This is a genomic window from Actinomadura sp. B10D3 (assembly GCF_039871695.1).
Taxonomy (GTDB): domain Bacteria; phylum Actinomycetota; class Actinomycetes; order Streptosporangiales; family Streptosporangiaceae; genus Spirillospora; species Spirillospora madurae.
In genome coordinates, this window is record NZ_JBDPLY010000009.1 from 174,484 (window position 1) to 198,066 (window position 23,583).

A 23,583-nucleotide genomic window follows, 5' to 3' on the forward strand; every position below is an offset into this window, starting at 1 on the left:
CCGCACCGTGGCAGCACCGAGCAACGCGAGCGCGCCGCCCGTCGGCGAGGCCCTAGCCGGGACGTTCCGGACCCTGCGCCGCACCTGGCTTCTCGGGACGGCCCTGCTGTCGGCCGGCGCGTTCGCGGGCGCCATCGCACTGGCGCCCGACGGTTCTGATTCACCCGGCAGAGCGCTGGGAGCCCTGCTGTTCCTCGGCTCGTCGGTGCACGTCGCCGCGACCGGCTGGTTCTTCACCCTCCCGGAGATACGCGCACACGCGGCTGCACACCGCGGGCGCTACGTGGTCGCTCCCGTCGCGCTGATCCTGGGGACGGCGCTCGCCGCGGCACTCGTCCCGTACGAGCAGCTGCAGTGGGCGCTTCTCGCATTCCTGGGCTGGCAGTTCTTCCACTTCCAGAAGCAGAACCTCGGGATGGCGGCGTTGGCGGGGGTGGCCCAGCGCGCCGGGTCCGTGAAGCCAGTGGAGCGACGCGCCATCATGCTCGCCGGTGCGGGCGGGATAGCGGGACTGCTCGTCCACCCGGAGCTGCTTCAGCTCGGCGTGGATCCGCCGGTCCGATCACTGTTTCCGGTGGCTTTCGCTGTGTTCGCCAGTGGGGTGGCCCTCGGCGTCTATGCGTTGGCACGGCGGGAACAGCGTCCACCGGCGTTCATGGCCATCTACCTGATCTCGCTGCTGTTCTTCTTGCCGGTCTTCCTCTTCACATCCCCGTACGCCGCGGTCGCCGGCCTCACCATCGCGCACGGCTACCAGTACCTGCTCATCGTCGGGCTCGTATCCGGCGCACCCAGGCGCGGACGCTCGGGCATGACCGGGCTCTGCATCATGGCCGTCATCGCCCTGGCCGGCGGTATCGCGCTCGATCAGGCATCCCATCTGCACGGTTCGCCGCACATCTGGGAGCGGGCCCTCTACGGCGCCTATCTCGGCGCGGTCATGGCCCACTTCGTCGTCGACGCCGGACTGTGGCGGCTGAGGGACGAGTTCCCGCGGCGCTTCCTCACCTCAAGCGTCCCGTACCTGCTGAAGCCCTAGGCACGGGACGCGCGGCGGTCGCGCTCCTCCTCGCCCGGGTCCTTCGGCACCCGGCACGCGTATTCCAGGAAGAACGCGGCCGCCACGAGCACGACCGCCGCGAGGAACGTGCCGCCGCTCACGTAGAAGTCGTGGCGCGGGGTCGCCTTCTCCAGGGACGACACCAGGCTCGCGGCGAACCCGCCGAACACGCCCGCGATGACCGCGGCGGAGTGCGCGCTGGCCTTCCCCAGCGCGGCCAGGCGCGCGACCGCCATCGGGTCCAGCGGCTTCGGCGCGGGCTTGCGGCTGTCCGGCACGCGCCCCTTGCCGGGCCTGCGGCGGATGCGGCGCAGCACGTTCAGCCCGCTGACGCTCTCGCCGAGCGCGAGCAGGAGCAGCGTCGGTACCGCCGTCCACGGCAGCGGCGGCAACGAGACGTAGGCGGAACGCAGCACCGCCCACGTGATCACCGCGACGACGACCACGAGGGCGATGAGGAACAGCGGGCGGGACGGTTTCATGCAGGCTGCTGCAAAGCCAGGTCGTCGCGCCGGCGGACGGCCGACGAGCCTCCCTCGGACTTCTTCGCCTGCGCCAGGTCACCGACCCGGCCATGGCCGGGCAGCAGCACGTCCGGCTCGATGTCGGCCCACGGGACGAGCACGAAGGCGCGCTCGTGCGCGCGCGGGTGGGGGAGCGTCAGATCGGGGTCGTCGGACGCGATGTCCCCGAACACCACGATGTCGATGTCGAGGGTGCGCGGGCCCCAGCGGACCACCCGCTCCCGGCGCATCGAGTTCTCGATGTTGAGGACGCGTTCGAGCAGGTTCTCCGGAGGCAGGCGCGTGTCGGCGACCAGCACGATGTTGAGGAAGTCGCCCTGCTCGGGGATGCTCTCCCCCGCCGGCGCGTAGGGCGCGGTCTCGTACACCGGCGAGAACGCCACGAAATGCAGCCCGGGTGCGTCGAACAGCGCGTCGACCGCCTCCTGGATGTTGTCCAGCCGGTCCCCGAGGTTGCTGCCGATCGAGAACACGACTCGATGCTGGACCAGCATGTGGCCGCCGGTGGCGGTGCGATCGGGCATGCGGTCGGACGCTGTCATGGGCGACTCCTCTTGATCTTCACGGCGACGTCCGTGAAGGGGTGCGGGACCGGGGCGCTCGGCTTGTGGACGGTGATCTCCACTTCGGAGACCGTCTTCTCTTCCAGACATATTGTCGCCAACCGGTCCGCCAGTGTTTCGAGGAGGTTGACGGGCTCCCCCTCCACGACGGCGACCAGCCGGCCTGCGAGCGTTCCGTAGTCGACGGTACGCGAGAGGTCATCACCCTCCGCTGCGGGGCGCGTGTCGAGCCCCAGGACCGCGTCCACGAGGAACTCCTGGCCCAGCTCACGCTCGGCGGGCAGGCAGCCGTGCCGCCCCCTGGCCCGGAGCCCGCGCAGCTCGATGCGGTCGAGAGTCATTCTTCCTCCGCATCCACGACGTTGAGAACGGGAGAACCATGGTGCAGCAGAAGCCGCCACTCACCGCCCGCCCGTACGAACACGTTCGTCGCGACGATGCTTCCCCCTGCGAGAAATCCGGTCTCCGTGTCCTCGTCCGCGGTGAGGATGTTCTCCTTGCACGTCACCACCGCGTGGTCGCCGAACACGTCGGTCTCCACGTCGGTCAGCACGAACTGGATGTAGCTCGTGTTCGCCATGATGAGCGCCCAGGACCGCAGTACCGACTCGCGTCCCCGGAGCATCGTCCAACCGGGATGGACGCAGGAGACCGCCTCGGCGTACTGGCCGTCCGCCCACACGGCGGACATCCGGTCGAAGTCACCGGCCTCGAACGCGGCATAGAACTCGGCGTGGACCTCGTCCACGTCGGCGCGGTTCACGGCACGGCTCATCGGCGAGGCTCCCCATCGTCGGAAGTGTCGTCTTTGCTCGGACGCGCCGCCCGCATGGCGGCCGCCACGCGCACCGCGTCCGCGTTCGGCCGGACCCTGTGCACCCTCACGCACCAGGCGCCGGCGCACGCGACCAGCGAGGTGATGGCCACGGTCGCGTCGTCGCAGTCGGTGAAGGGACGCCGCGTCCCGTCCGGGTCGGCGAGGAGCCTGGTCAGGAACCCCTTCCGGGAAGCCCCCACCAGCACGGGATAGCCGAGGCCGGTGAAAGCGTCCAGATGGGCCAGAAGAGACCAGTTGTGCCCCGTCTCCGGGTTCTTCGCGAAGCCCAGCCCAGGGTCGAGCACGATCATCGACGGATCGACACCCTCTCCCAGTACTGCATCGACCCTGTGCAGAAGCTCGTCGCGCACTTCTCGGACGACGTCGTCGTAGATGGCGCGGGTCTGCATGTCGTGGCTGTGACCGCGCCAATGCATCACCACGTACGGGACTCCTGCCGCGGCCACCACACGCGGCATGTCCGGATCGGCAAGGCCGCCGCTGACGTCGTTCACCAGCCGGGCGCCCACACCCACGGCGGCCTCCGCCACGTCGGCGCGCATCGTGTCGACGCTGACCGGAACGTTCTGTGCCGTAAGTGCTTCGATGACGGGGATGACGCGGCGCAGTTCCTCGTCCTGGGACACGCGCTGCGCACCGGGACGCGTGGACTCGCCGCCCACGTCCACGATGTCGGCGCCCTCCGCGACGAGGTCGAGCCCGTGCTGGACCGCCTTCTCCGGGTCGAACCAGGCCCCGCCGTCCGAGAACGAGTCGGGGGTCACGTTGACCACGCCCATGACGAGGCAGCGCCCTGGCGCGGGCAGCCCCGGAACAGCGGCACTGGTCATGTCAACCAACCCTATGCCTTGCGCACAACCCGCCGGAGCGACGCCTCAGCCGCCCCGGCACCGCCACCAGGACCCCGGCCGCAGGCCCTGGCCACGGGCCCTGGCCACGGGCCCTGAGGCGCCGGCCACGAGACCAGGCGACGGCGGCCGAAGCCCCCGAGACGCCCCCACCGGAAGCCCAAAACCCCAGACGAATGTCCCCGAGATGCCGGCGGAAGCCCCGAGACGCCCGTCGCAGCGGCGCCGGAACCAGCAGAACGGGCCTCAGCGTGACGCTGAGGCCCGTTCAGGCGGTCAGGCGGCCCGGGAGAGGGCCGGGCGGTCAAGAGCGGCCGAGAATGAGGCTCATCGCCTCGGACCGCGTCTCGGCATGATCGCGGAAGTCGCCGCGCACCGCCGACGTCACGGTCTTCGCGCCCGGCTTGCGCACCCCGCGCATGGTCATGCACAGGTGCTCGGCCTCGATCACCACGATCGCGCCGCGCGGCTCCAGGACGGTCATCAGCGCGTCCGCGACCTGGCTGGTGAGCCGCTCCTGCACCTGCGGCCTGCGCGCGTACACGTCCACCAGCCGCGCCAGCTTGGACAGACCGGTGATCTGGCCCTTCTTGTTGGGCGTGTAGCCGACGTGCGCCACCCCGTGGAAGGGGACCAGGTGGTGCTCGCAGACCGAGTACACCTCGATGTCCTTCACCAGGACCATCTCTTCGTGGTCGGCGTCGAACACCGTGGTGAGCGCGTCCTCCGGCGTCTGGCGCAGGCCCGCGAACTGCTCCGCGTAGGCCCGCGCCACCCTGGCCGGCGTGTCACGGAGCCCGTCCCGGTCGGGGTCCTCCCCGATGCCGATCAGGATCTCCCGGACGGCCTTCTCGATGCGTGCGTGGTCGAAATGCCCGCCGTGTACGGTCTCGCCCGGCGGGTCGATCTCGATCGGCGCCTCGTCGTACGGGATCGCCAAGGCCGTCAGCTTTCGCCCTGGGCCGGATCGGTCGCCTCAGAGGTGACGCCGCCGCCCTGCCCGTTGTTCTTGGTCAGGTCGGTCACGTCCTGGGGACCGAGCAGAGCGAGCTCCTTGGGCGACAGCACCGGCGGGCGGTCGGACGGGAGACGCTTGCCGTAGCCGGTGTAGGAGTTCTGGTGCGGCCGCTTCTGGATCGGCGCGAAGATCTCCAGCACCTGGTCCTTCGACAGGGTCTCCTTCTCCATCAGGTTGACGACGAGCTCGTCCAGGACGTCCCGGTACTCCACGAGGATCTCCCACGCCGTGTCGTGCGCGGCCTCGATGTAGCGGCGGACCTCGTCGTCGATGGCTGACGCGATGTCCTCCGAGTAGTCCCGCTCGTGGCCCATGTCGCGGCCCAGGAAGACCTCACCCTGACCGGTGCCGAACTTGCGGGCGCCCAGACGCTCGCTCATGCCGTACTCGGTGACCATGTTGCGGGCGATGGAGCTGGCCTTCTCGATGTCGTTGGCCGCGCCCGTGGTCGGCTCGTGGAACACCAGTTCCTCGGCGGTGCGGCCGCCCAGCAGCATCGCCAGCTGGTCGGTCATCTCCGAGCGCGTGGTGAGGAACTTGTCCTCCATCGGCAGGGTCATGGTGTAACCCAGGGCCCGCCCGCGCGGCAGGATCGTCACCTTGTGCACGGGGTCGGAGTTCGGCAGCGCGTGCGCCACCAGCGCGTGCCCGCCCTCGTGGTAGGCGATGATCTTCTTTTCCTTCTCCGACATCACCCGGGTCTTGCGCTCCGGCCCGGCCATGACGCGGTCGATGGACTCCTCCAGGGTGTCCATGTCGATCAGCTTGCGGTCGAACCGCGCGGTGAGCAGCGCCGCCTCGTTGATCACGTTGGCCAGGTCGGCGCCGGTGAAGCCCGGGGTGCGGCGCGCGATCACGTCGAGGTCGACGTCCTGCGCGAACGGCTTGCCGCGGCCGTGCACCCGCAGGATGCCCTTGCGGCCCTCCAGGTCCGGGCGGTCGACGGTCACCTGCCGGTCGAACCGGCCGGGACGCAGCAGCGCCGGGTCGAGGATGTCCGGGCGGTTCGTCGCGGCGATCAGGATCACGCCGCCCTTGACGTCGAAGCCGTCCATCTCGACGAGCAGCTGGTTCAGGGTCTGCTCGCGCTCGTCGTGGCCGCCGCCGAGGCCCGCGCCGCGGTGCCGGCCGACGGCGTCGATCTCGTCGATGAAGATGATCGACGGCGCGTTGGTCTTGGCCTGCTCGAACAGGTCGCGGACGCGGGACGCGCCCACACCGACGAACATCTCGACGAAGTCCGAACCGGAGATCGAGTAGAACGGCACCCCCGCCTCGCCGGCGACGGCGCGCGCGAGCAGCGTCTTACCGGTACCGGGCGGTCCGTAGAGCAGCACGCCCTTGGGGATCTTCGCGCCGATCGACTGGAACTTCGCCGGGTTCTGCAGGAAGTCCTTGATCTCCTCAAGCTCCTCCAGGGCCTCGTCGGCCCCGGCAACGTCGGCGAAGGTGGTCTTCGGGGTGTCCTTGGTGATGAGCTTGGCCTTGGACTTGCCGAAGTTCATCACCCGCGAGCCGCCGCCCTGCATCTGGTTCATGATGAACAGGAAGATCAACACGATGACCACGATGGGCAGCAGGCTGAACAGCAGGCTCATGAAGACGCTCTGCTTCGGCACGTCGACGTTGTAGCCGCCGGGCAGCTTGCCCGCGTCGGCCTGCTTCTGCAGCTGCTGCTGCAACTGGAGTCCCTGGCCGTCGACCCACGAGGCCTGCTGCTGCTTGCCGTTGTTGAGGGTCAGCTCGATCCGCTGGTCCTTGTCGACGATCTTGGCGGACTTCACCTGGCCCGCGTTGATCTCCGAGACGACCTTGGAGGTGTCCACCTTCTCGAACGAACGGCCGGGGTTGACGCCCCACATGACGAGGGCGACCAAGAGGCCGAACAGCAGGATCCACAGCAGCGGCCCGCGAAAATAGCGCTTCACGTCCATTTATCCGGTTACCCCTTCGGGGCCCGTCCCTCCTGACCAACGTCTGTGTGCGATCCCCGCCCGTCCCGGGGGGACGAACGCCACTGCGACCAACAATCCGTCCAACGAAGGACCCGTCGCCTGGGCTCCGGGCCCGTCGTGGCGGCTTCCCTCATAATCGCCTCCCGAACCCAGGGTCCGGGACACCGACGGTACACCGCAGGGCGCAGGAGACGCAGCCGACGCCGTTCCCCTGCTCCCCTTCCATATACCCGTCAACGACCCTTGCAACGATTCGTCACGGTCCCTTGTTCCCTGGGCGGTCCGTGCGGGCCCCTGGGGCCCTTCTCAGGGCCTTGGGGGCGCCTGTGCGGCGGCCGCCGCCCGCCGGGCCCGGAGGGGCCGGTACGGAGACCTCAGGCCCCGTCGCCGCCGTAGACGTGCGGGGCCAGCGTCCCCACGAACGGCAGGTTCCGATACTTCTCCGCATAGTCGAGCCCGTAGCCGATGACGAACTCGTTAGGGATGTCGAACCCGATGTACTTGACGTCGACGTCGGTCTTGACCGCTTCCGGCTTGCGGAGCAGCGCGCAGATCTCCAGGGAGGCCGGGCCACGCGACCGCAGGTTGCTCACCAGCCACGACAGGGTCAGCCCGGAGTCGACGATGTCCTCCACGATCAGGACGTGCCGGTCGAGGATGTCGGTGTCGAGGTCCTTGAGGATGCGCACGACGCCCGACGACTTCGTGCCCGACCCGTACGACGACACGGCCATCCAGTCCATCGACGCGGGCGAGTGCAGCGCCCGCGCCAGATCCGCCATGATCATGACGGCGCCCTTGAGAACGCCGACGAGCAGCAGATCCTTGCCCTCGTAGTCCGCGTCGATCTCCGCGGCGAGCTCGCGCACCTTGGCCTGCAGGTCGTCCTCGCGGATCAGCACCTTCGCCAGGTCTTTGCCCAGGTCCTTCTCGTCCACAACCCCACCCTCATCACTCAGACCGCGCCCGTCCGATAGGACGGACGTAGGACGGACTCCGCACGCGCGCGCCCGGTAGGAACGCGCGGCGGGCGCGGCATGTGACGATCGGCACACGCCGCGACGTCAAACCGGGACGAATAGCAGCTTTCCATACCGCCTGACGGCTCGGAGCCGCCCCGGCAGATCAACGTGCCGCTGCCCGCGCCAGGCCGTGACCAGCCGATCCATGGCATCGACATGGACCGCCGCGAGCGTACCCGGTGGGCTTCCGGCCTTGACCGCCGCCATCCGGAGGACCCGCGTACGGACGGCCCTCGGGAGCCCCTCGAGCCCTTCCAGTGCCACGGCGACGCTGTACCCGTCTTCCGTCGTTTCCAGGTCGCTGAATGCGCGGGAGGCAAGTTCGTCCAGGGCATCGGCATCGTCGCGCAGCATCCCGGCCGTCCGCGCCAGTGCTTCCGCCACACCGGGCCCCAAGGCCTTCTCCAGGGCGGGCAGGGCCTCGTGCCGGACGCGCACGCGCGCATAGGCGGGATCGACGTTGTGGGGGTCATCCCAGGGTTCAAGCCCCATCGCCTCACAAGCACGACGCGTGGTAGCTCGATCAAGTTCGAGCAGAGGCCTCGCGTAAAGGACGCCCTGGGATCGCCTGAACGTGGGAGGCATCCCGGACAGCGACCGGGCACCGGACCCACGCGCCAGCCCCAGCAGGACGGTCTCGGCCTGGTCGTCTCGCGTATGCCCGAGGAGGACGGCTGACGCCCCCCACCGGTCGGCCGCATCGTCGAGCGCGGCGTACCGGGCGACGCGCGCCGCGTTCTCCGGGCCGCCAGGCCCCTCGACGGTGACCGCGACGGAGCCGGACGGGTCCAGGCCGAGGTCGACCATGGTCCGGACCACGGCGTCCGCACGCTCCGCTGAGCCTTCCTGGAGGCCGTGGTCGATCGTGACGCCGCCGGCCGGGCGTCCCGCCCTGGGCGCCTCGAAGGCGAGCGCCGCGGCGAGCGCGAGGGAGTCGGCGCCTCCACTGCACGCGGCGAGGACCATCGCACCCTGCGGCAGGTCGGAGAGCACATGCCGCACGGCGAGACGCACCGCCGCCACCGCAGGATCAGGGCCCATGGGAAACGTGTACCACCACCCTGCGACGACCGAGCGCCCAGCCATCGGGCTCAGGCGTCACCGGACCCATGCGTCGGCGGGCCCGAGCGTCGGCGGGCTCAGGCCTCGTTGGCCTCAGGCGGGGCGTCGATGGCGCGAGGACCGACGACCCGGTCCATCCACAGGGCCGGCTCCTTGATCTCGGCGTGCGTGGGCAGCGTCTCCGGTGACTGCCAGACCTGGTTGAAGCCGCTCATGCCGATCTCGGTGACGACCCGCCGGACGAACCGCGAGCCCTCCGCGTACTGCTTCATCTTCAGGTCGATGCCGAGCAGGCGCCGGATCGTCCGGTCGAGCTTGGAGCCGCCCGCGCGGCGCCCCTGGAAACGGGACCTGATCTGCTGGACGGACGGCACGACCTCCGGGCCGACCGCGTCCATCACGTAGTCGCCGTGCCCCTCGACGAGCGTCATCACGGCGGTGAGGCGGTCGAGGATCTCCCGCTGCTCCGGGCTCTGGATCGCGTCGATGAGGTTGGCGTCACCAACACCGCGCACGGCGTCGGCCACGGCTTCGGCCGCGTCCCTGATGCGGTCCAGCATCACGCCCGGGTCGAGGTCGGACGCCAGGAGGAACTTGGTCATCTGGTCCTGCACGTACTCGCGCAGCCACGAAACCCCGGTGAACTGGGCGCGGTGCGTCTCCTCGTGGAGGCAGACCCAGAGACGGAAGTCACGCGCTTCCACACCGAGCTCCTGCTCGACGTGGACGATGTTGGGTGCGACCAGGGTCAGCCGTCCTGTCGGCGCGCGTCCGGACGGGTCCGGCGGCAGGAACAGCTCGTACTGCCCCAGGACACGGCTGGCCATGTACGCGAGGATCGCGCCCACCTGCATGCCGGTCACGCGGGAGCCGACGGCCTGGACGACGACGTTGCCCGCCCCGCCGAGGGGGCCCGGGCCACGCCGTTCGGACATCTGCTCCATCAGCGGTTCGAGGACGACCCGGAAACCGTCCACGTTCGCGCGGATCCAGCCGGGCCGGTCGACGATCGTCGCGGGGTCAGGGTCGAGTTCGGACGCCATGCCGGTGAAGTCCCGCACGTGCCCGTGGGCGATCTTCGAAAGTTCGCGCAGCTCCTTCACGACCTCACGGGCCTCGTCATGGGTGACCTGCGGGCCCGGCCTGACGAGCCGGGTTCCGGCCTGAACCGCCACGTTCCAGTCGATCATTGAGGCGCTCATGTACTCCACCGTACGTTTCGGACGCGGCGCCGGAGCGCCTGTGCACGGTCGTTCAACGAACAACCGTTCTGGTTATCTCCCGTTCAACGGACCCCACACGCGCACCCAGACCCGCATGTCCTGAAAAAGCACGCCCCTCCCACCCGGGGGCGGACCGTACTCCCCCACCCTTGCCCCACCCGCCACCCAAGCGCAGGGCAACAGGAACCTGTGGACAACCAGAGGGGAATCAGCCGCACCCGCAGGCCGCGACCGCCGCCGCGAGCTGGTCCAGCTTCCCCGGATCGACCGGCCCCTTCCCGTCCCCGGCCATGAACGCGAAAGCGAGCAGCCGGCCGTCAGCGTCGTAGGCGAGCCCCGCCAGCGTGCTGACCCCCGCGAGGGTGCCGGTCTTCGCCCGCACCATCCCCGCACCCGCCTGACTGGTGGCGACGGTGTAGCGCGGCGGGCTCAACGTCCCCGAGAACCCGGCGACCGGCAGCCCGGTTATGGCAGGGCGCAGCTCCGGATGGTCCTCCCCGGCAGCGAGCGAGACGATCCGCGCCAGCGCGATGGGCGAGATCCGGTTGCGAGGCGACAACCCACTGCCGTCGTTCACCGAGACGCCCTCCGCCACACCCAGCTTCGCCAGAACCTGCTGGACGGCCTGAGCAGCGTCCGCGAACGTCGCCGGACGCCCCAGCTTGATGGCGACCTGCCGGGCCACGGCCTCCGCCACATCGTTGTCACTGTCGGTCAGCAGATGCTCCACCAGAGCCGACATCGGCGGCGACTGGACGGCACCGAGCGGAACCGCCTCCTTCGGCGCGACCGTCCTTCGCCCGACCTTGGCGCTCACCCCGTACCTGGACACCAGACGGGCGAACTGGTTCACGGCAGAGGCCCCTGGATCGGAGACCCTCGTCTTCTTGGACGGATCGGACGGCGCGACGCGTCCTTCGTCGACCGTGAGGGCGGTGACAGGCGCCACCTCACCGTCCGGCAGATAGTTGGGCTTCCACCCCGCGGCGGTACGGGGGCCCTGATACGCCGAGACGTCGTAGTCGACGCGGACCTGGCCCACACCGGACGACTTCAGCGCCGCGGCCGCCTGGCGGGCCAGTTCCGAGAGCGAGGCATAGGGCGGATGGCCCGAGTCCGGACGCGGCGGGAGAGCCGTCAAGGTAGGATCCCCGCCTCCGACCAGAACGATTCTGCCGCTCGTGCTCTGCACGACCTGCGTGGTGATCCGGTGCGTGGGCCCCAGCGAGGCGAGCGCCGCCACCGATGTCACCAGCTTCGTCGTGGAAGCCGGGGTGGCGGGCCGGTCGGCGCGCAGCTCGTACAAGGTCCTGCGGGTCTCCGCGTCGATGACCACCGCGTTGATTTTCGCCTTCGGGCCGCCGACCAGGGACGTGAGCCGTCCAGCCAAGGCGGACGCGTTGGGCGGACGGCCCGAGCCCGGGCCGGCGGGGGGAATCGAGGCCGGTGAGCCCGGAACCTGCACGAGGTCACGCGCGGCCACGCTCGGCGGTTGCGGAGACAGATGCCGGTCGGGTGTGAGTTTCACCACTGCAAGGCCGGCACCGACAGCGAAAACGTTAAGGAGAGAGAGCGACAGAACCGCGAGGGTTCGGCCCCGTCCAGGCACGTGACCGCCCCTCTCCCACTCAGCACTCACCAACGTGCGACATCCTTATACAGGGGAACATTCGCCTGCGGGGCCGGCCTCGCCCACAGGTTCCCGAAAGACTATTCACTGCGAGCGCGCAGGGAGCGGAGGACATCTTGGATTTCGACGTCACCATTGAGATCCCGAAGGGCCAGCGGAACAAGTATGAGGTGGACCACGAGACCGGTCGCATCCGGCTCGACCGCATGCTGTTCACCTCCACGCAGTACCCGGCCGACTACGGGTTCATCGAGAACACCCTCGGTGAGGACGGTGACCCCCTGGACGCGCTGGTCCTGCTGCAGGAGCCGACCTTCCCCGGCTGCCTGATCCGCTGCCGCACGGTGGGCATGTTCCGGATGACCGACGAGGCCGGTGGTGACGACAAGGTCCTGTGCGTCCCCGCCACCGACCCCCGGATGGAGCACCTGCGCGACATCCACCACGTCGCCGAGTTCGACCGTCTGGAGATCCAGCACTTCTTCGAGGTCTACAAGGACCTGGAGCCCGGCAAGTCCGTGGAGGGCGCCAGCTGGGTGGGGCGCAAGGAGGCCGAGCAGGAGATCGAGCGGTCGTTCAAGCGCGCTGCGGACCAGGGCGGCCACTGAGCGCCGCCCGGTCCCGCTGACCACCGGCTGGGCCGTGCCGGTGCCGGGCCAGGGAGTCGCGGACGGCGCCGATCCGCTCCCCGCCGCCCACGCGACACGCCTCGCGAGGAACCCTTCCGTACAGGACGCCGTACGGAAGGGTTCCGGCTTTCCGGGGAACGGTGCGCGCGGGTCAGCGACCACGTACGGCGTCACCCGGCCGGACGGGTCGCGCCTATCAGGTCTCCCCGGTGGATGCTCGCGATGCGAACCCGTGCCCCGGTATAGGGCGCCTCGACCATCCGGCCATCGCTGACGTAGATGCCGACGTGGTGGATGGTGTCGGGGTCGGACTTGTCGGTCGCGAAGAAGACGAGGTCGCCAGGACGTAGTTCGCTCACGGGAATGTGGGGCCCAGACGTCCATTGAGTACCGGTCCAGTGGTCGAGCTGTACGCCGGCCTTGCTCCACGCGTACATGGCCAGGCCTGAGCAGTCGAACCCCTTGATCTCCGCGCCCTGCTCCACACCGTAGGTGGGACCGGACTCGTCACCCCCGCCCCAGGAGTACTGCGTGCCGAGCCACTTGAGCGCGGCTCGGACCGCTATGCCCCCGCGCGCCGCCGACGTGGTGAGGGCCGCTCCAGGATGTCCGGAACTTGCGCCCGAACTGGCGAAGTCGGAGCGGACCTTCTGCTCTGTTGCCTTCTGCGAGGCACGCTCCCGCGCGCGCTTGACCCTCGCGGCATGCGCTTCGGCTTTACCAAGACGACGCTCCAGGCGCCGCTTTTCGGCCTCGAGACGCTGGACGGATGCCTGCTGGGTCTCGACCGCCTCCCGTGCAGTCCGTTTGGCCGCATCGGCGCGGCTTGCCGCAGCGCTCTGTTCGTCCAGGGTCATCTTCGCTTGGTGGCGGAACACGTCCGCTACCGTCTTGGCCGCTTCGACCCTGCGCACCATGGCGGCTCGACGTTCGGCGAGCATCTTGACCATGCCTGCACGGTCCATGAAGCCTTGTGGGCCGCCTTCGCCGGCGACCGCAGAGGACATCGGGTCGTAACCGGTGTTGTCCCGGTAGACCTGCGCGGCGAACGACGCCAGTTCGGCCCTGGATATCTCGACCCGCCTGTTCGCCTCTGAGAGCCGTCCCTGGGTGTCGGTGTACGCCCGCTGTGCACGCCGTAGTTTCAGCTGCTCACCGTTGTAGCGCTCTACTGCGGACGCCGCGGCGATCGCGAGCCTGTCGAGTTCGCCGTCCGCTTGGGCGAGCTTGGCCTTCGTCCGTCCGACCTCGGCTGCGCGCTCCCTGACCTGGTGTTCACTCCGTTCGACATCGTTCGCGCTGGGGCGGGGCTCCGCCAGGGGACGGGCGGACGCCGCAGGAAGGAGCAGGTTCATCCCGAGCGCCAGGCCGGAACCGAAGGCGACCAGCCGAAGCGCCGTACATTGCGCAGGGGACGGGTTCACACGACGGCGACGTGTCTCTGGTGCGCCAGGTGCCATGAGCACGTCCTCCCCCAGGCATGCACTGCTTAGCGCAAACGATCACCTACGAAGAGTAGTTGACTCGGGCAAGGGTAAGTACGTACGCCACTCCTCGTCAGCCACTCGGGGTGGGGCTCGCGGTGTCGTTGCCCGCAGAGGGCTCCGGTGTGGACGGGGTCGTGGGCGAAGGAGTCGGCTCTGCCTCTGTGGGAGGCGGACCGGAGGGGGCCGGCGCAGGAGTCGTGGGCGCGGGGCCGCCCGCCCGTTGCGTTTCGGGCGGCGTGGACGACGATGGCGGGTCTGAACCAGTGGGCGTGGGAGAGGGAGTCGGATCCGGGTCGGGAGCATCGGGACGCCAGGTGACGTGGACCTGGCAATTGCCTGGGGTGAAGGTGATGACTCCCTCCCCCTGCGAATCGTCCCGTCGCAACACATGCACCTGAACGACAACGCTCTGCCCGGCCTCAAGACGACCGGACGACGGGCTTGCCGTCAGGGAGCCGCGGCTCGCCGCCTTCCAGGCGACCGGACCGCCTTCCGCTCGTAGCTCTACCGCGCCGTCGGAGCTTCCTGCCAGGTCCAGGTAGAGCGGGGAGACCACCAATGCACCGGTCGCCCCCGGCCCTGACGCCTCATATGAGGAGACCAGTGCCGACGACGGTACTGGGAAGGCGGTCGGCGGAGCGGAAGAAGCACGGGCGCCTAAAGGAAAGGTGGCCGACACGGGGGCAACGCCGATAGGACCGGCCCCGTCAGGACGTTCGTCCGGATCCTGCGGCAGTGGTGCCCGCGAGACACCAGGCACAACGGTCGGATGCGGGCCCGCGCTCGTGCCCGCGTCCTTGTTACCTGGGCCGATGAGCCCGTACATGGACGCGACCCCACCGCCGGACAGCAGTGCCACCACCGCGAGCACCGCAGCAGCACGAACGGCTTGCCCGCGGAGGTTAGCCGCCGTTCCGTCGCTGGACGTCCTGCGGAAGCGGGCGTACCACCCGCGTCCGCCGAGACGCGACGTACGGACCACCCCTCCCGACCCCACGGACTGGACTGGGAACCCGTCGGACGTGAACTTCGTGACCCGGGTGGCGACGAAGAGCCTGTAGCCGACCAGCTCGGGGTCCATGAAACAGCTCATCACCCGAAGGCGCAGTTCCGGCGCCGGCTTCGCCTGCGGCAGCAGTCCGTACACCTTGGCGGCCGATACTGCACGGGGCCTGAACGCCGCACAGGCGGAACAGTCTTCCGCATGCTCCACTAACCGCCGGCTGATGTCGGGCGTGAGATCGCCTCGCCGCTGCCGTAAGAGCCGAGCGCGCTCCGCGCAGCCGTACGGCCCCGTCTGCGCGAGTATCTCCGCCGTCAACGCCTCGTGGAGTTCGTCATGCGCGCGGTCGAGCGCCGCCTGCGCACCCTTCCCGGACATCCCGAGCACGGCCGCGAGGTCGGGCACCGACAGTCGATGCCGGACACGTAACTCCAGGATCTCCCGCGAGACCGACTTGAGGGCGAGTACCGCCTGCCACGCCGTGATGCGCTGGTCGACGTCCTCCTGGTCGTGACTGGCGACCGGCACGTCCGGCGTCTGGTGGCTCTGCGGCAGTCGCCTGGCGCACTCCAGCCTTGCGATGGAGTAGAGCCACGGCCCGAACCGGTCGGCATCGCGCAACTTGCCGATGTGAGCCTCGGCCACCACGAAGGTGTCGCGTAAGGCCACCCGGGCCGCTTCCCTGCACCGCAACTGGAACCAGCAGTACGCGTAGAGCCTGTCGGCGTGGGCGTCGTACATCGCGGCCGTGGCGGCGGGTGCGCGCTCGCGTAGCGCCTCGACCAGGAGATGGTCGTCCATGCCAAAAAGGTAAAGGCTGAGAGCGCTCTTTACAGGCATATTCAAGAGTTCGGACTCTCTACCGAACACTATTCTTCCCCCTTCGGGGGACGCTCTGGCGAAATGCCTTGCATGGGAAGAATGGCAGCTATGACCGACCTAGTGCAAGGTTCGCCCGGTTCTCGTGACCAGCACTTCATCTCGATGAGCGATCTTCACGTCACCCAGAGTAAAAGGGTTCATCTTGACGACTCATTCAGGGAAAGGGCCTCCATCATGGGCGGCAGCCGCTTTTCCGCGGCAGCCGCAAGCGCCGCCACCTGCGCGCTGGTGTAGATAACGGGTTCCGCCTCAATAACACCCGGAATCGTCCGAGCCGAGCGAAAGACCACCGAACCGTGCCGCACCCCTTCACGGGCGACCCGTGCTCCGTGCACGACTACCAACGGCGTGACAGAGACCTCTTGGCCCAGTTCCTTGGAGAGCAGTTCGGCAACCGTGTCTGCGGCACGCGTCGCCACGTTCGCCACCCCGCCCACGGAGCTACGCCCCACCCAGAGGCGACGCTGCTCAGCGCGCAACCGCGCACCCCACCGGAACCTCCTACTGACGATCGCGTAGGCACCAGTGAGGCCGACAACCAGATGGTCGAGATTGGCCGCCGCCATGGGCCCGTCGTGCAATGCGCGGTCATGGAGGACATGGAAGCCCGCAGGATCCAGACGTGCCAGCCGACGGCCAGTGCGGCGTTCGGCCCGAGCACCTCGGCGCCAGCTGGCCATGGGGCTTGGCCTGTACCTGGTGTACGCGGCATGGCCGGCGAAGACGAGGACGGCGACGAACAGGCCGTTCCACCAGGTGACCAATCCGGCCGTGACGACACCGGCGGCTCCGGCCACCACCGCCCTCACCGCACGCCGTTCCCACCGGTGCTTGGCGGCCAGGGCCCGGTAGCGGTGCAGCGCCGACGCCCCGGCGGCGGACATGCCGACCCCGCTGCTGCGCACTTCACGGCCCCTTTTCCTCCACCCCCGACCGCACCTGAGTCACCCAGCGTGCGGCAGCCCGGCGGTTCCATCAAGGGTTTGCCGCTGTCGATCTTGGATTGGAAGTTGACACTGTCATCATGACAGTGTCATCATCGAGCCATGGAGAGGACCTGGACGATCGGCGAGCTGGCGGAGGACGCCGCCGCGGCCCTCGCGGCGGACGGATCGGCGCAGGTCAGCGGCAGGGTGCGTGATCTTCCCAACCAGCGGCTGATCCGCTGGTACACCACGATCGGCCTGGTCGACCCGCCCCTCGGCCGTCGCGGCCGGACGTCCCTGTACGGCCCCCGCCACCTGCTCCAGCTCGTCGCCATCAAGCGCCGCCAGGCGGCAGGCCGCTCCATCGCCGAGATCCAGCTCGAACTAGCCGGCGCCACCAACGCCACCCTCGCCCAGATAGCCAACCTCCCCGCCCCACTACCGATCGCAACCGAGCCCTCCACAGGCCCCCTGGCCTCTACGGCGGCCCGGATTGCCGGTGCGGACGATGAGACGTCCACCGAGCCCGAAACCCCTGCCACGGCCTACGCCGCGCCGGAGCGCTCCACGCCCCCGGCCGCTGACTCTCTGGGCGATGAGACGCAGCCCGCCTCCACTGGCGAGAAAGCGCGTGAGCGGGAAAGTTTCTGGAGGGCACGTCCGGACGTGTCCTTCAGGGGAGCCACTGTCGCCGACGACTACCGCGTGGCCCATCACACCGTGGTCCAGGGGGTGCGGCTCGTCCCGGGCCTCACCGTGCTCCTGGATGTTCCAACCCTGAGCGGCGACGACCTCGCCGCGATCGAGACCGCCGCGCGTCCGCTGCTCGACGAGCTGCGAAGGCGCGGACTGCTCCCCGCCGAAGACCCGACCGAAGTTCGGGTCAAAGGCCCGGTCGGAGACTCCGCCGCAGCCCCAGCCACAGACCCCGCCGGAGGCTCGGCTGGAGGTTCTGCCGAGCCCCCCGCGTTCTTGCCCGCCGCTCAACCCCGGAGGAACCAGTGACCGTGCGCATCCTGCCGCTACCCGATACCGCGCCACCGCTGCCCGACCGGGGGTTCGGCGCGCTCAGCACCGACAAGGGCAACCTGCCGCTCGACGCCGTCGACGTGCACGCCTCGATCACCGGCCTGGCCGCCGGGATCGAGGTGGTGCAGGGGTTCCGGAACCCGTTCGACGTCCCGCTGGAGGCCACGTACATCTTCCCGCTGCCCGACCGCGCCGCCGTCACCGCGCTGCGCATGGAGGCCGCCGACCGGGTCGTCGAGGGGAAGCTGAAGGAGCGCGGCGAGGCGAGGCAGGACTACGACCGCGCGATCGCCGCCGGTCAGCGCGCGGCGATCGCCGAGGAGGACCGCCCGGACGTGTTCACCATGCGGGTGGGCAACATCCTGCCGGGCGAGCGGGTGACGATCACGCTGAACCTGAACCAGCCGCTGCCGCACGAGTCGGCGTCCAGCGCGACGTTCCGTTTCCCGCTCGTGGTCGCCCCCCGCTACATCCCGGGCGCGCCGCTGAACGACGAGCGCGCCGGATCCGGAGTGGCCGACGACACCGCTGCCGTACCGGACGCGTCCCGGATCAGTCCGCCCGTCCTGCTGCCCGGATTCCCCAACCCGGTGCGGCTGTCCGTCACCGTCGACATCGATCCCGCCGGGCTGCCGCTGACCCAGCTCCGGTCGGCACTGCACGTCGTCACGGGGGAAAGCGGCGGCAAACGCACCACCGTCCGGCTGCGGCCCGGTGAACGCCTCGACCGCGACTTCATCCTCCGCCTCGACTTCGCCCCGCAGGAGAGCGCGGCCCTCACCCTGATCCCGGACGAGTCCAGCGAGGAGGGCACGTTCAGCCTGACGGTGCTGCCCTCAGGTGAGGCCACACCCGCTCCGCGGGACGTGGTCCTCGTGCTCGACCGCTCGGGCAGCATGCACGGCTGGAAGATGGTCGCCGCGCGCCGGGCCGCGGCGCGCATCGTCGACACGCTCCGCACCGAGGACCGGTTCACCGTCCTGTCGTTCGACGCCGTCATCGAACGCCCGCGCGACCTCGGTGCAGGGCTCGTCGACGGCACGGACCGCAACCGGTTCCGCGCGGTCGAGCACCTGGCGGCGCTGGGCGCGCGGGGCGGCACGGAGATGCTCGCCCCGCTGGACGAGGCCTGCCGCCTGCTCGCCGACCCGGGGCGCGACCGGGTGCTCGTCCTGATCACCGATGGCCAGGTGGGCAACGAGGACCAGCTCCTCGCCCACCTGGAACCGCGGCTGCATGGCGTCCGCGTGCACACGGTCGGCATCGACCGGGCCGTCAACGCGGGCTTCCTGAACCGTCTCGCCGGCATCGGGCGGGGGCGGTGCGAACTGGTGGAGTCCGAGGACCGCCTCGACGAGGCGATGGAGCACATCCACCACCGGATCGCGGCCCCGGTCGCGACCGGCCTCGGCCTGCACCCCGACGGGCTGGAGATCGTCCCCGGGACGGTCGCTCCGGCCCGGCCGGGCGCCCTGTTCCCCGGCGTGCCGCTGGTGATCGCGGGACGGTTCCGCGGCTCCCCGACCGGTTCGCTGACCGTCCGCGGCACCGCGTCGGACGGGAGGCCGTGGGAGCAGCACGCCACCGGCGTCGTCGCCGATGACCCGGCCGCCAGGTCGATCTGGGCCCGCGCTCACCTCCGCGACCTGGAGGACCGCTACACGGTCGGAGGCCCCGACGACCTCGAGCACCGCATCATCGAGACCTCGCTCAAGTTCGGTGTCCTGTGCCGCTTCACCGCGTTCGTGGCCGTGGACAGCAGGGTGGCGACCGAGGGCGAGAACCCGCACCAGGTCGTCCAGCCCGTAGAGACGCCATCGGGCTGGGACGCTGCGGCCGCCGCTCCGCGCGGGGTCCACGCCGCGTTCTCGGTCTCAACGGCCGACATGGACATGGCCGACATGGAGCTGCCGCCGCTGTCCGGCGCCCCCATGCCGCCCATGCCGGCGGCGCCCGCCGGAATGCCGGGCGCTTCCGCGCCTCCCGGCGTCGGCGCGGCACCTCCCCCTGCCGCACCGCCTCCCCCCGTTGAGCCGCGTCCCTCCGCAGCGCCGGGAGCCGCACGGGGTTCCAGCCGTCCCCTCGGCCGTCCCGCCAAGCGGAAGCGCCCGGTGTCAGAGTCCGGCGGCAGCGCCACCGCCCCCACCAAGTTCCAGCGGGAAATGGCCGTGGTGCTCGAACGCCTCCGTCAGGTGCCCGAGAATCCGGAGGCGCGCGTCCAGCATCTGCTGAACGAGCTGCTGCCCGCCCTGGAGTCGATCGTCCCGCGGCTGGAGGCGCAATCCCTGGACGCGACTCCACTCGCGGAGCTGCGCGACGACTTCCAGCGCCTCCAGTTCCCCGCCGACCTCCCGGCGGTCAGCGAGCTGTGGGACCGCGCGCTGCGGGTGCTCGCCGACTTCACCGGTGAGTCCCAGCCCCGGCGGTCCTTCTGGAAGCGGCCGAGCTGACGCGAGCGGGGGCGTCCCGTGAAGGACGCCCCCGCACCGGTCGTTCCGGTCAGGTGTGCTTGGGCTGGTACCGGCGGAGGAGGGGGATCAGGTTGAGCGCCAGTCCGACCACGGCGACGGCACTGACCAGGTTGACACCGGGGTGGAACTCGGCGAACCCGTCGCCGCCCGCGGCCGTCCCGCCCGCGACCAGCGCGGTGACGACGGCCAGGACCAGCGCCGCGCCGACCTGGCCCGACGTCTGGACCAGCCCCGAGGCGAGCCCCTGCTCGGAGTCGTCGATGCCGTCCGTGGCCTGCGCCATGATCGAGCTGAACCCGAACGCGAACCCGCCGCCCAGCAGCAGCATCGTCGGCAGGATCGTGAACACGTAGTGCGGGCTGTTCCCGGCGGTCGCGAGGAACCAGGCGTAGCCGAGGCTGAGCGACGTCATCGAGCTGATGATCAGCCGAGGCGTCCCGTACCGGTCGATGAGGCGGCCGACGAACGGGGACCCGAACGCCACGAGAAGCCCGGCGGGCAGCAGCGCCATGGCCATCTTCAGCGGCGACCAGCGCAGCACGTCCTGCAGGTACAGCGTCATCATGAACTGGAAGCTCAGGTACGAGCCGAACAGCGCGACGATGCTCAGGTTGGCCCGGACGATCGAGCCGATCCGCAGGATGCCGAGCCGGATCAGCGGGTGCCGCACCTTCTTCTCGGTGACGAAGAAGGCGATCAGCAGGGCCGCGGCAAGGACGACGGAACCCAGCGTGACCGGGTCGAGCCAGCCCCGCTCCGGCGCCGAGACCACGGTGTAAACGGCGAGCAGCATGCCGCCGGTGAGCGTCACGGCCCCCAGGACGTCGTGGCCGCCACCGGCCGCGGGACGGTCCCGCGGGATCAGCGCGATGCCCGCGACCAGGGCCAGCACGGCGATCGGGACGGGCGTGAGGAACGTCCAGCGCCATCCGAAGCTGGTCAGCAGCCCGCCGAGGATCAGCCCGGACGAGTAGCCGCTGGCGCCGAAGACGGAGAACACCGACAGGGCCCGGTTGCGCGCGGGCCCTTCGTGGAAGGTGGTGGTCAAGATGGACAGGGCGGTCGGCGCGGTGAACGCGGCGGCCAGCCCCTTCACGAAACGGGTCGCGATCAGCAGCGCGCCGTTGTCGACCAGGCCGCCCACCAGCGACGCGAGGGCGAACACGGCCAGCGCGGCGAGGAAGACCCGGCGGCGGCCGAGCAGGTCGGCGGTGCGCCCGCCGAGCAGGAGCAGCCCGCCGTATCCAAGGACGTAGCCGTTCACGATCCACTGCAGTGACGTGGTCGAAAGGCCCAGTTCGGCGCCGATCGACGGCAGCGCGACGCCGACCATCGAGACGTCGAGCCCGTCGAGGAACAGCACGGCGCACAGGACCGCGAGGACTCCCCACAGCCGGGGAGTCCAGGTCTGTTCGGCCGGCGCGGCGGCCGGTGCACGGACGGTGGAGTCGGGTGAGGTGTCGGTGATAGTCACGTCGGAGGACAGTACATGCACACGCATCAAATGTCCACGCACAAAATTCCTGGGAATCTAATTCGCATGCATCTGATGCGCGTGCATGCTAGGATGCGCGGCATGGAGGCGGAGACTGCTCTGGTCAGCCGCTGGCGCGAGCTGGCGACCTGTTACAACACGGTCGCGTGCGCCTTGGACCGCGCGCTGCAGGACGCCCACGGCCTCAGCATGAGCGAGTACGAGACGCTCGACAGGCTCGTCGATCTCGCCTGTGAGAAGCGCCGCATGCAGGAGATCGCCGCCGCCATGTACCTCAGCCAGAGCGCCCTGTCCCGCACGGTCGCCCGCCTGGAGAAGCACGGGTACGTCCAGCGCGGACTCTGCGAGGACGACCGCCGCGGAGTCTTCGTCGAGATCACCGACGCGGGCCGCCGCTGCCACGGCGAGGCCCGCGACACCCACCTGAAAATCCTCGCGGAGCACCTCACCGACTGACCGGCGGGGCCGTCCGGCATCCCCGGTTCCGCCTCCATGACGTCTCCGCGGAGCGGCTGCGCGCCGGGGCGCACGTGGTGCAACCTTGCTCTGTTGGCGACAAACGGTCCGGGGGCGAGGAGGCCAGGGCGGAGGCATTGTGGGGTGTCGCGTGGTCCTGCGGCGGATGCGGGCGGGGGACGAGGAGGAGTTCGTCCGCCTCGCCCGGCAGAGCACCGAACTGCACGCGGACTGGGTCAGAACACCGGCCGACCCCGCCGCGTTCCGCGACTACCTGGGACGCTTCGCCGACCCGACGGCCGGCGAGGCCCTGCTGATCAAGCAGGCGGACACCGGAGCCATCGCCGGCCACGTCACCCTCACCGGGATCGTCCGCCGGCCGTACGACCGGGCCATCCTGGGTTTCGCGGCCTTCGCACCGAGCGCCGGCCAGGGCTACATGTCGGAAGGCGTCGGCCTGGCCGTCCTGTACGCGTTCGGCCCGCTCGGCCTGCACCGGGTCGAGGCGGACGTCCAGCCGGGCAACGAGCCATCGCGCCGACTCGTCCAACACCTGGGGTTCCGCCGCGAAGGCTTCTCCCCCGAGTTCATCAACATCGGCGGTGTCTGGCGCGACCACGAACGCTGGGCCATCACCGCCGGCATGACCGCCCACCTCCCACCCTGCGACCGGCACGTCCTGCCCTAGGGGGTGCACGTCCCGGACCCGCAGGACGTGCACCCCGAAGTCAGCGCTCGGCGATCACCCCCACTGGCCGGGCTGGTAGTCGCCGGCGGGCTGCCGGGTGATGACGTTCAGGCGGTTCCAGGTGTTGATCAGGGCGATCAGGCCGACCAAGGCGGCGAGCTGGTCCTCGTCGAAGTGCTTGGCGGCGTTCTCCCAGGCCTCGTCGGTGACGCCACCCGCGGCATCGGCGATACGCGTGCCCTGCTCGGCCAACTCCAAGGCGGCCCGCTCCGCCTCGGTGAACACCGTGGCCTCCCGCCACGCCGCGACCATGTTGAGGCGCACCGACGTCTCCCCCGCCTCCAGGGCGTCCTTGGTGTGCATGTCGAGGCAGACGCCGCACCCGTTGATCTGGCTGGCCCGGATCTCCACAAGGTGCTGCGTGAGAACGGGCAGCGACGAGTCCATCAGCACCTTGCCCGCCGACTGGATGTACTTCATGTACTTGGCCCCGACGGTGCCGCCGTAGAAGCTGAACCGGGCGTCCATAGCGATCTCCTTGCCGTGATGACTGGTACACCTCCTGACGGAGCAAGCCACCAGAACGTGACGCCCAACCGCCTGTGACCTACGAACGGCCCCCGCATACCGCTCCGCACCCCCAGGACCCGCTGAACTGCTGACGGGGGTGCCGATGAGGCCGACAAGTCACTCAGCATCCCGCGCAACACCCAACGGGACGGCTGCCACTACCCGCGCCGCAGCTCCGCTGCCCACCGGCCTGCCACATGGCCG

The 23,583-nt window shown here is 69.9% G+C and carries 22 protein-coding genes; 6 read left to right on the forward strand and 16 right to left on the reverse strand.

From position 1 onward, the window contains the following. Positions 1 to 7 precede the first annotated feature (7 nt). A complete protein-coding gene (locus tag ABGB11_RS16630; RefSeq protein ID WP_347633589.1) occupies positions 8 to 1,039 on the forward strand; it encodes a hypothetical protein in 1,032 nt (343 codons plus the stop codon). Here ABGB11_RS16630 and ABGB11_RS16635 read toward each other — a convergent pair. The 11 genes from ABGB11_RS16635 to dacB form a co-directional block, all read right to left on the reverse strand. After that, positions 1,036 to 1,542, reverse strand: a complete 507-nt coding sequence (locus ABGB11_RS16635) for a DUF3180 domain-containing protein (RefSeq protein ID WP_347633590.1) — start codon at positions 1,540 to 1,542, stop codon at positions 1,036 to 1,038. The two genes, ABGB11_RS16630 and ABGB11_RS16635, sit on opposite strands and share 4 nt — an antisense overlap. Then, positions 1,539 to 2,126 carry a 2-amino-4-hydroxy-6-hydroxymethyldihydropteridine diphosphokinase gene (gene folK, locus ABGB11_RS16640; protein WP_347633592.1) on the reverse strand — a complete coding sequence of 196 codons (588 nt, stop codon included), beginning with the start codon at positions 2,124 to 2,126 and terminating at the stop codon, positions 1,539 to 1,541. The genes ABGB11_RS16635 and folK overlap by 4 nt, the downstream gene beginning before the upstream one ends. Continuing rightward, a complete protein-coding gene (gene folB / locus ABGB11_RS16645; protein WP_347633594.1) occupies positions 2,123 to 2,488 on the reverse strand; it encodes a dihydroneopterin aldolase in 366 nt (121 codons plus the stop codon). Before folB ends, folK begins: the two co-directional genes overlap by 4 nt. Further along, positions 2,485 to 2,922, reverse strand: a complete 438-nt coding sequence (locus tag ABGB11_RS16650; protein WP_347633596.1) for a nuclear transport factor 2 family protein — start codon at positions 2,920 to 2,922, stop codon at positions 2,485 to 2,487. The genes folB and ABGB11_RS16650 overlap by 4 nt, the downstream gene beginning before the upstream one ends. Next, positions 2,919 to 3,815, reverse strand: coding sequence for a dihydropteroate synthase (gene folP, locus ABGB11_RS16655; protein ID WP_347633598.1), 897 nt, complete (start codon positions 3,813 to 3,815; stop codon positions 2,919 to 2,921). The genes ABGB11_RS16650 and folP overlap by 4 nt, the downstream gene beginning before the upstream one ends. A 322-nt stretch (positions 3,816 to 4,137) precedes the next feature. Then, on the reverse strand, positions 4,138 to 4,746 hold the full coding sequence (folE, locus tag ABGB11_RS16660; protein WP_347633700.1) for a GTP cyclohydrolase I FolE: 609 nt from the start codon (positions 4,744 to 4,746) through the stop codon (positions 4,138 to 4,140). Between the two features lie 32 nt (positions 4,747 to 4,778). Next, entirely contained in the window at positions 4,779 to 6,785 is a 2,007-nt protein-coding gene (gene ftsH / locus ABGB11_RS16665; RefSeq protein ID WP_347633600.1) for an ATP-dependent zinc metalloprotease FtsH, read from the reverse strand. 395 nt (positions 6,786 to 7,180) lie between these two features. Continuing rightward, complete coding sequence (hpt, locus tag ABGB11_RS16670; RefSeq protein ID WP_347633602.1) at positions 7,181 to 7,744, reverse strand: hypoxanthine phosphoribosyltransferase; 564 nt, start codon at positions 7,742 to 7,744, stop codon at positions 7,181 to 7,183. A gap of 126 nt (positions 7,745 to 7,870) precedes the next feature. Continuing rightward, entirely contained in the window at positions 7,871 to 8,869 is a 999-nt protein-coding gene (gene tilS, locus ABGB11_RS16675; protein WP_347633702.1) for a tRNA lysidine(34) synthetase TilS, read from the reverse strand. A gap of 98 nt (positions 8,870 to 8,967) precedes the next feature. After that, the gene (locus ABGB11_RS16680) at positions 8,968 to 10,080 is read right to left on the reverse strand and encodes a zinc-dependent metalloprotease (protein WP_347633704.1); all 1,113 of its coding nucleotides are present in this window, start codon (positions 10,078 to 10,080) and stop codon (positions 8,968 to 8,970) included. A gap of 241 nt (positions 10,081 to 10,321) precedes the next feature. After that, entirely contained in the window at positions 10,322 to 11,503 is a 1,182-nt protein-coding gene (dacB, locus tag ABGB11_RS16685; RefSeq protein WP_347633604.1) for a D-alanyl-D-alanine carboxypeptidase/D-alanyl-D-alanine-endopeptidase, read from the reverse strand. 356 nt (positions 11,504 to 11,859) lie between these two features. On the opposite strand from dacB, the gene ABGB11_RS16690 reads away from it, so the two are divergent. Then, positions 11,860 to 12,351 (forward strand): inorganic diphosphatase, encoded by a 492-nt coding sequence (locus tag ABGB11_RS16690; protein ID WP_347633606.1) that lies wholly within the window; start codon positions 11,860 to 11,862, stop codon positions 12,349 to 12,351. A gap of 191 nt (positions 12,352 to 12,542) precedes the next feature. Here ABGB11_RS16690 and ABGB11_RS16695 read toward each other — a convergent pair whose 3' ends face one another. The 3 genes from ABGB11_RS16695 to ABGB11_RS16705 form a co-directional block, all read right to left on the reverse strand. Beyond that, entirely contained in the window at positions 12,543 to 13,727 is a 1,185-nt protein-coding gene (locus tag ABGB11_RS16695) for an NlpC/P60 family protein (RefSeq protein ID WP_347633608.1), read from the reverse strand. Positions 13,728 to 13,929: 202 nt separating this feature from the next. Further along, positions 13,930 to 15,663 carry a sigma-70 family RNA polymerase sigma factor gene (locus tag ABGB11_RS16700; RefSeq protein WP_347633610.1) on the reverse strand — a complete coding sequence of 578 codons (1,734 nt, stop codon included), beginning with the start codon at positions 15,661 to 15,663 and terminating at the stop codon, positions 13,930 to 13,932. A 218-nt stretch (positions 15,664 to 15,881) separates the two neighbouring features. Continuing rightward, positions 15,882 to 16,649, reverse strand: a complete 768-nt coding sequence (locus ABGB11_RS16705) for a nuclease-related domain-containing protein (RefSeq protein ID WP_347633612.1) — start codon at positions 16,647 to 16,649, stop codon at positions 15,882 to 15,884. Positions 16,650 to 16,790: 141 nt separating this feature from the next. Here ABGB11_RS16705 and ABGB11_RS16710 point away from each other — a divergent pair, with 141 nt between their 5' ends. Both ABGB11_RS16710 and ABGB11_RS16715 read left to right on the forward strand, forming a co-directional pair. After that, on the forward strand, positions 16,791 to 17,675 hold the full coding sequence (locus tag ABGB11_RS16710; protein ID WP_347633614.1) for a MerR family transcriptional regulator: 885 nt from the start codon (positions 16,791 to 16,793) through the stop codon (positions 17,673 to 17,675). After that, positions 17,672 to 20,149: a VIT domain-containing protein gene (locus ABGB11_RS16715; RefSeq protein ID WP_347633616.1), complete on the forward strand. Its 2,478-nt coding sequence runs from the start codon at positions 17,672 to 17,674 to the stop codon at positions 20,147 to 20,149. Before ABGB11_RS16710 ends, ABGB11_RS16715 begins: the two co-directional genes overlap by 4 nt. A 49-nt stretch (positions 20,150 to 20,198) precedes the next feature. Here the strand turns inward: ABGB11_RS16715 and ABGB11_RS16720 are convergent, their stop codons facing one another. After that, the gene (locus ABGB11_RS16720; RefSeq protein WP_347633618.1) at positions 20,199 to 21,644 is read right to left on the reverse strand and encodes an MFS transporter; all 1,446 of its coding nucleotides are present in this window, start codon (positions 21,642 to 21,644) and stop codon (positions 20,199 to 20,201) included. A 102-nt stretch (positions 21,645 to 21,746) separates the two neighbouring features. On the opposite strand from ABGB11_RS16720, the gene ABGB11_RS16725 reads away from it, so the two are divergent. Together ABGB11_RS16725 and ABGB11_RS16730 are read left to right on the forward strand one after the other, a co-directional pair. Next, complete coding sequence (locus ABGB11_RS16725; protein WP_347633620.1) at positions 21,747 to 22,121, forward strand: MarR family transcriptional regulator; 375 nt, start codon at positions 21,747 to 21,749, stop codon at positions 22,119 to 22,121. A gap of 139 nt (positions 22,122 to 22,260) precedes the next feature. Beyond that, positions 22,261 to 22,809: a GNAT family protein gene (locus ABGB11_RS16730; protein WP_347633621.1), complete on the forward strand. Its 549-nt coding sequence runs from the start codon at positions 22,261 to 22,263 to the stop codon at positions 22,807 to 22,809. 54 nt (positions 22,810 to 22,863) lie between these two features. Here ABGB11_RS16730 and ABGB11_RS16735 read toward each other — a convergent pair whose 3' ends face one another. Beyond that, complete coding sequence (locus ABGB11_RS16735) at positions 22,864 to 23,337, reverse strand: carboxymuconolactone decarboxylase family protein (RefSeq protein WP_347633622.1); 474 nt, start codon at positions 23,335 to 23,337, stop codon at positions 22,864 to 22,866. Between the last annotated feature and the right edge of the window lie 246 nt (positions 23,338 to 23,583).

What these genes read in the sequence shown, in the direction of transcription:
- ABGB11_RS16635 (WP_347633590.1), bottom strand. Translation starts at nt 1,542, where the DNA reads ATGAAACCGTCCCGCCCGCTGTTCCTCATCGCCCTCGTGGTCGTCGTC.
- folK (WP_347633592.1), bottom strand. Translation starts at nt 2,126, where the DNA reads ATGACAGCGTCCGACCGCATGCCCGATCGCACCGCCACCGGCGGCCAC.
- folB (WP_347633594.1), bottom strand. Translation starts at nt 2,488, where the DNA reads ATGACTCTCGACCGCATCGAGCTGCGCGGGCTCCGGGCCAGGGGGCGG.
- ABGB11_RS16650 (WP_347633596.1), bottom strand. Translation starts at nt 2,922, where the DNA reads ATGAGCCGTGCCGTGAACCGCGCCGACGTGGACGAGGTCCACGCCGAG.
- folP (WP_347633598.1), bottom strand. Translation starts at nt 3,815, where the DNA reads ATGACCAGTGCCGCTGTTCCGGGGCTGCCCGCGCCAGGGCGCTGCCTC.
- ftsH (WP_347633600.1), bottom strand. Translation starts at nt 6,785, where the DNA reads ATGGACGTGAAGCGCTATTTTCGCGGGCCGCTGCTGTGGATCCTGCTG.
- tilS (WP_347633702.1), bottom strand. Translation starts at nt 8,869, where the DNA reads ATGGGCCCTGATCCTGCGGTGGCGGCGGTGCGTCTCGCCGTGCGGCAT.
- ABGB11_RS16680 (WP_347633704.1), bottom strand. Translation starts at nt 10,080, where the DNA reads ATGATCGACTGGAACGTGGCGGTTCAGGCCGGAACCCGGCTCGTCAGG.
- ABGB11_RS16695 (WP_347633608.1), bottom strand. Translation starts at nt 13,727, where the DNA reads ATGAACCTGCTCCTTCCTGCGGCGTCCGCCCGTCCCCTGGCGGAGCCC.
- ABGB11_RS16700 (WP_347633610.1), bottom strand. Translation starts at nt 15,663, where the DNA reads ATGGACGACCATCTCCTGGTCGAGGCGCTACGCGAGCGCGCACCCGCC.
- ABGB11_RS16710 (WP_347633614.1), top strand. Translation starts at nt 16,791, where the DNA reads ATGGAGAGGACCTGGACGATCGGCGAGCTGGCGGAGGACGCCGCCGCG.
- ABGB11_RS16725 (WP_347633620.1), top strand. Translation starts at nt 21,747, where the DNA reads ATGGAGGCGGAGACTGCTCTGGTCAGCCGCTGGCGCGAGCTGGCGACC.
- ABGB11_RS16735 (WP_347633622.1), bottom strand. Translation starts at nt 23,337, where the DNA reads ATGGACGCCCGGTTCAGCTTCTACGGCGGCACCGTCGGGGCCAAGTAC.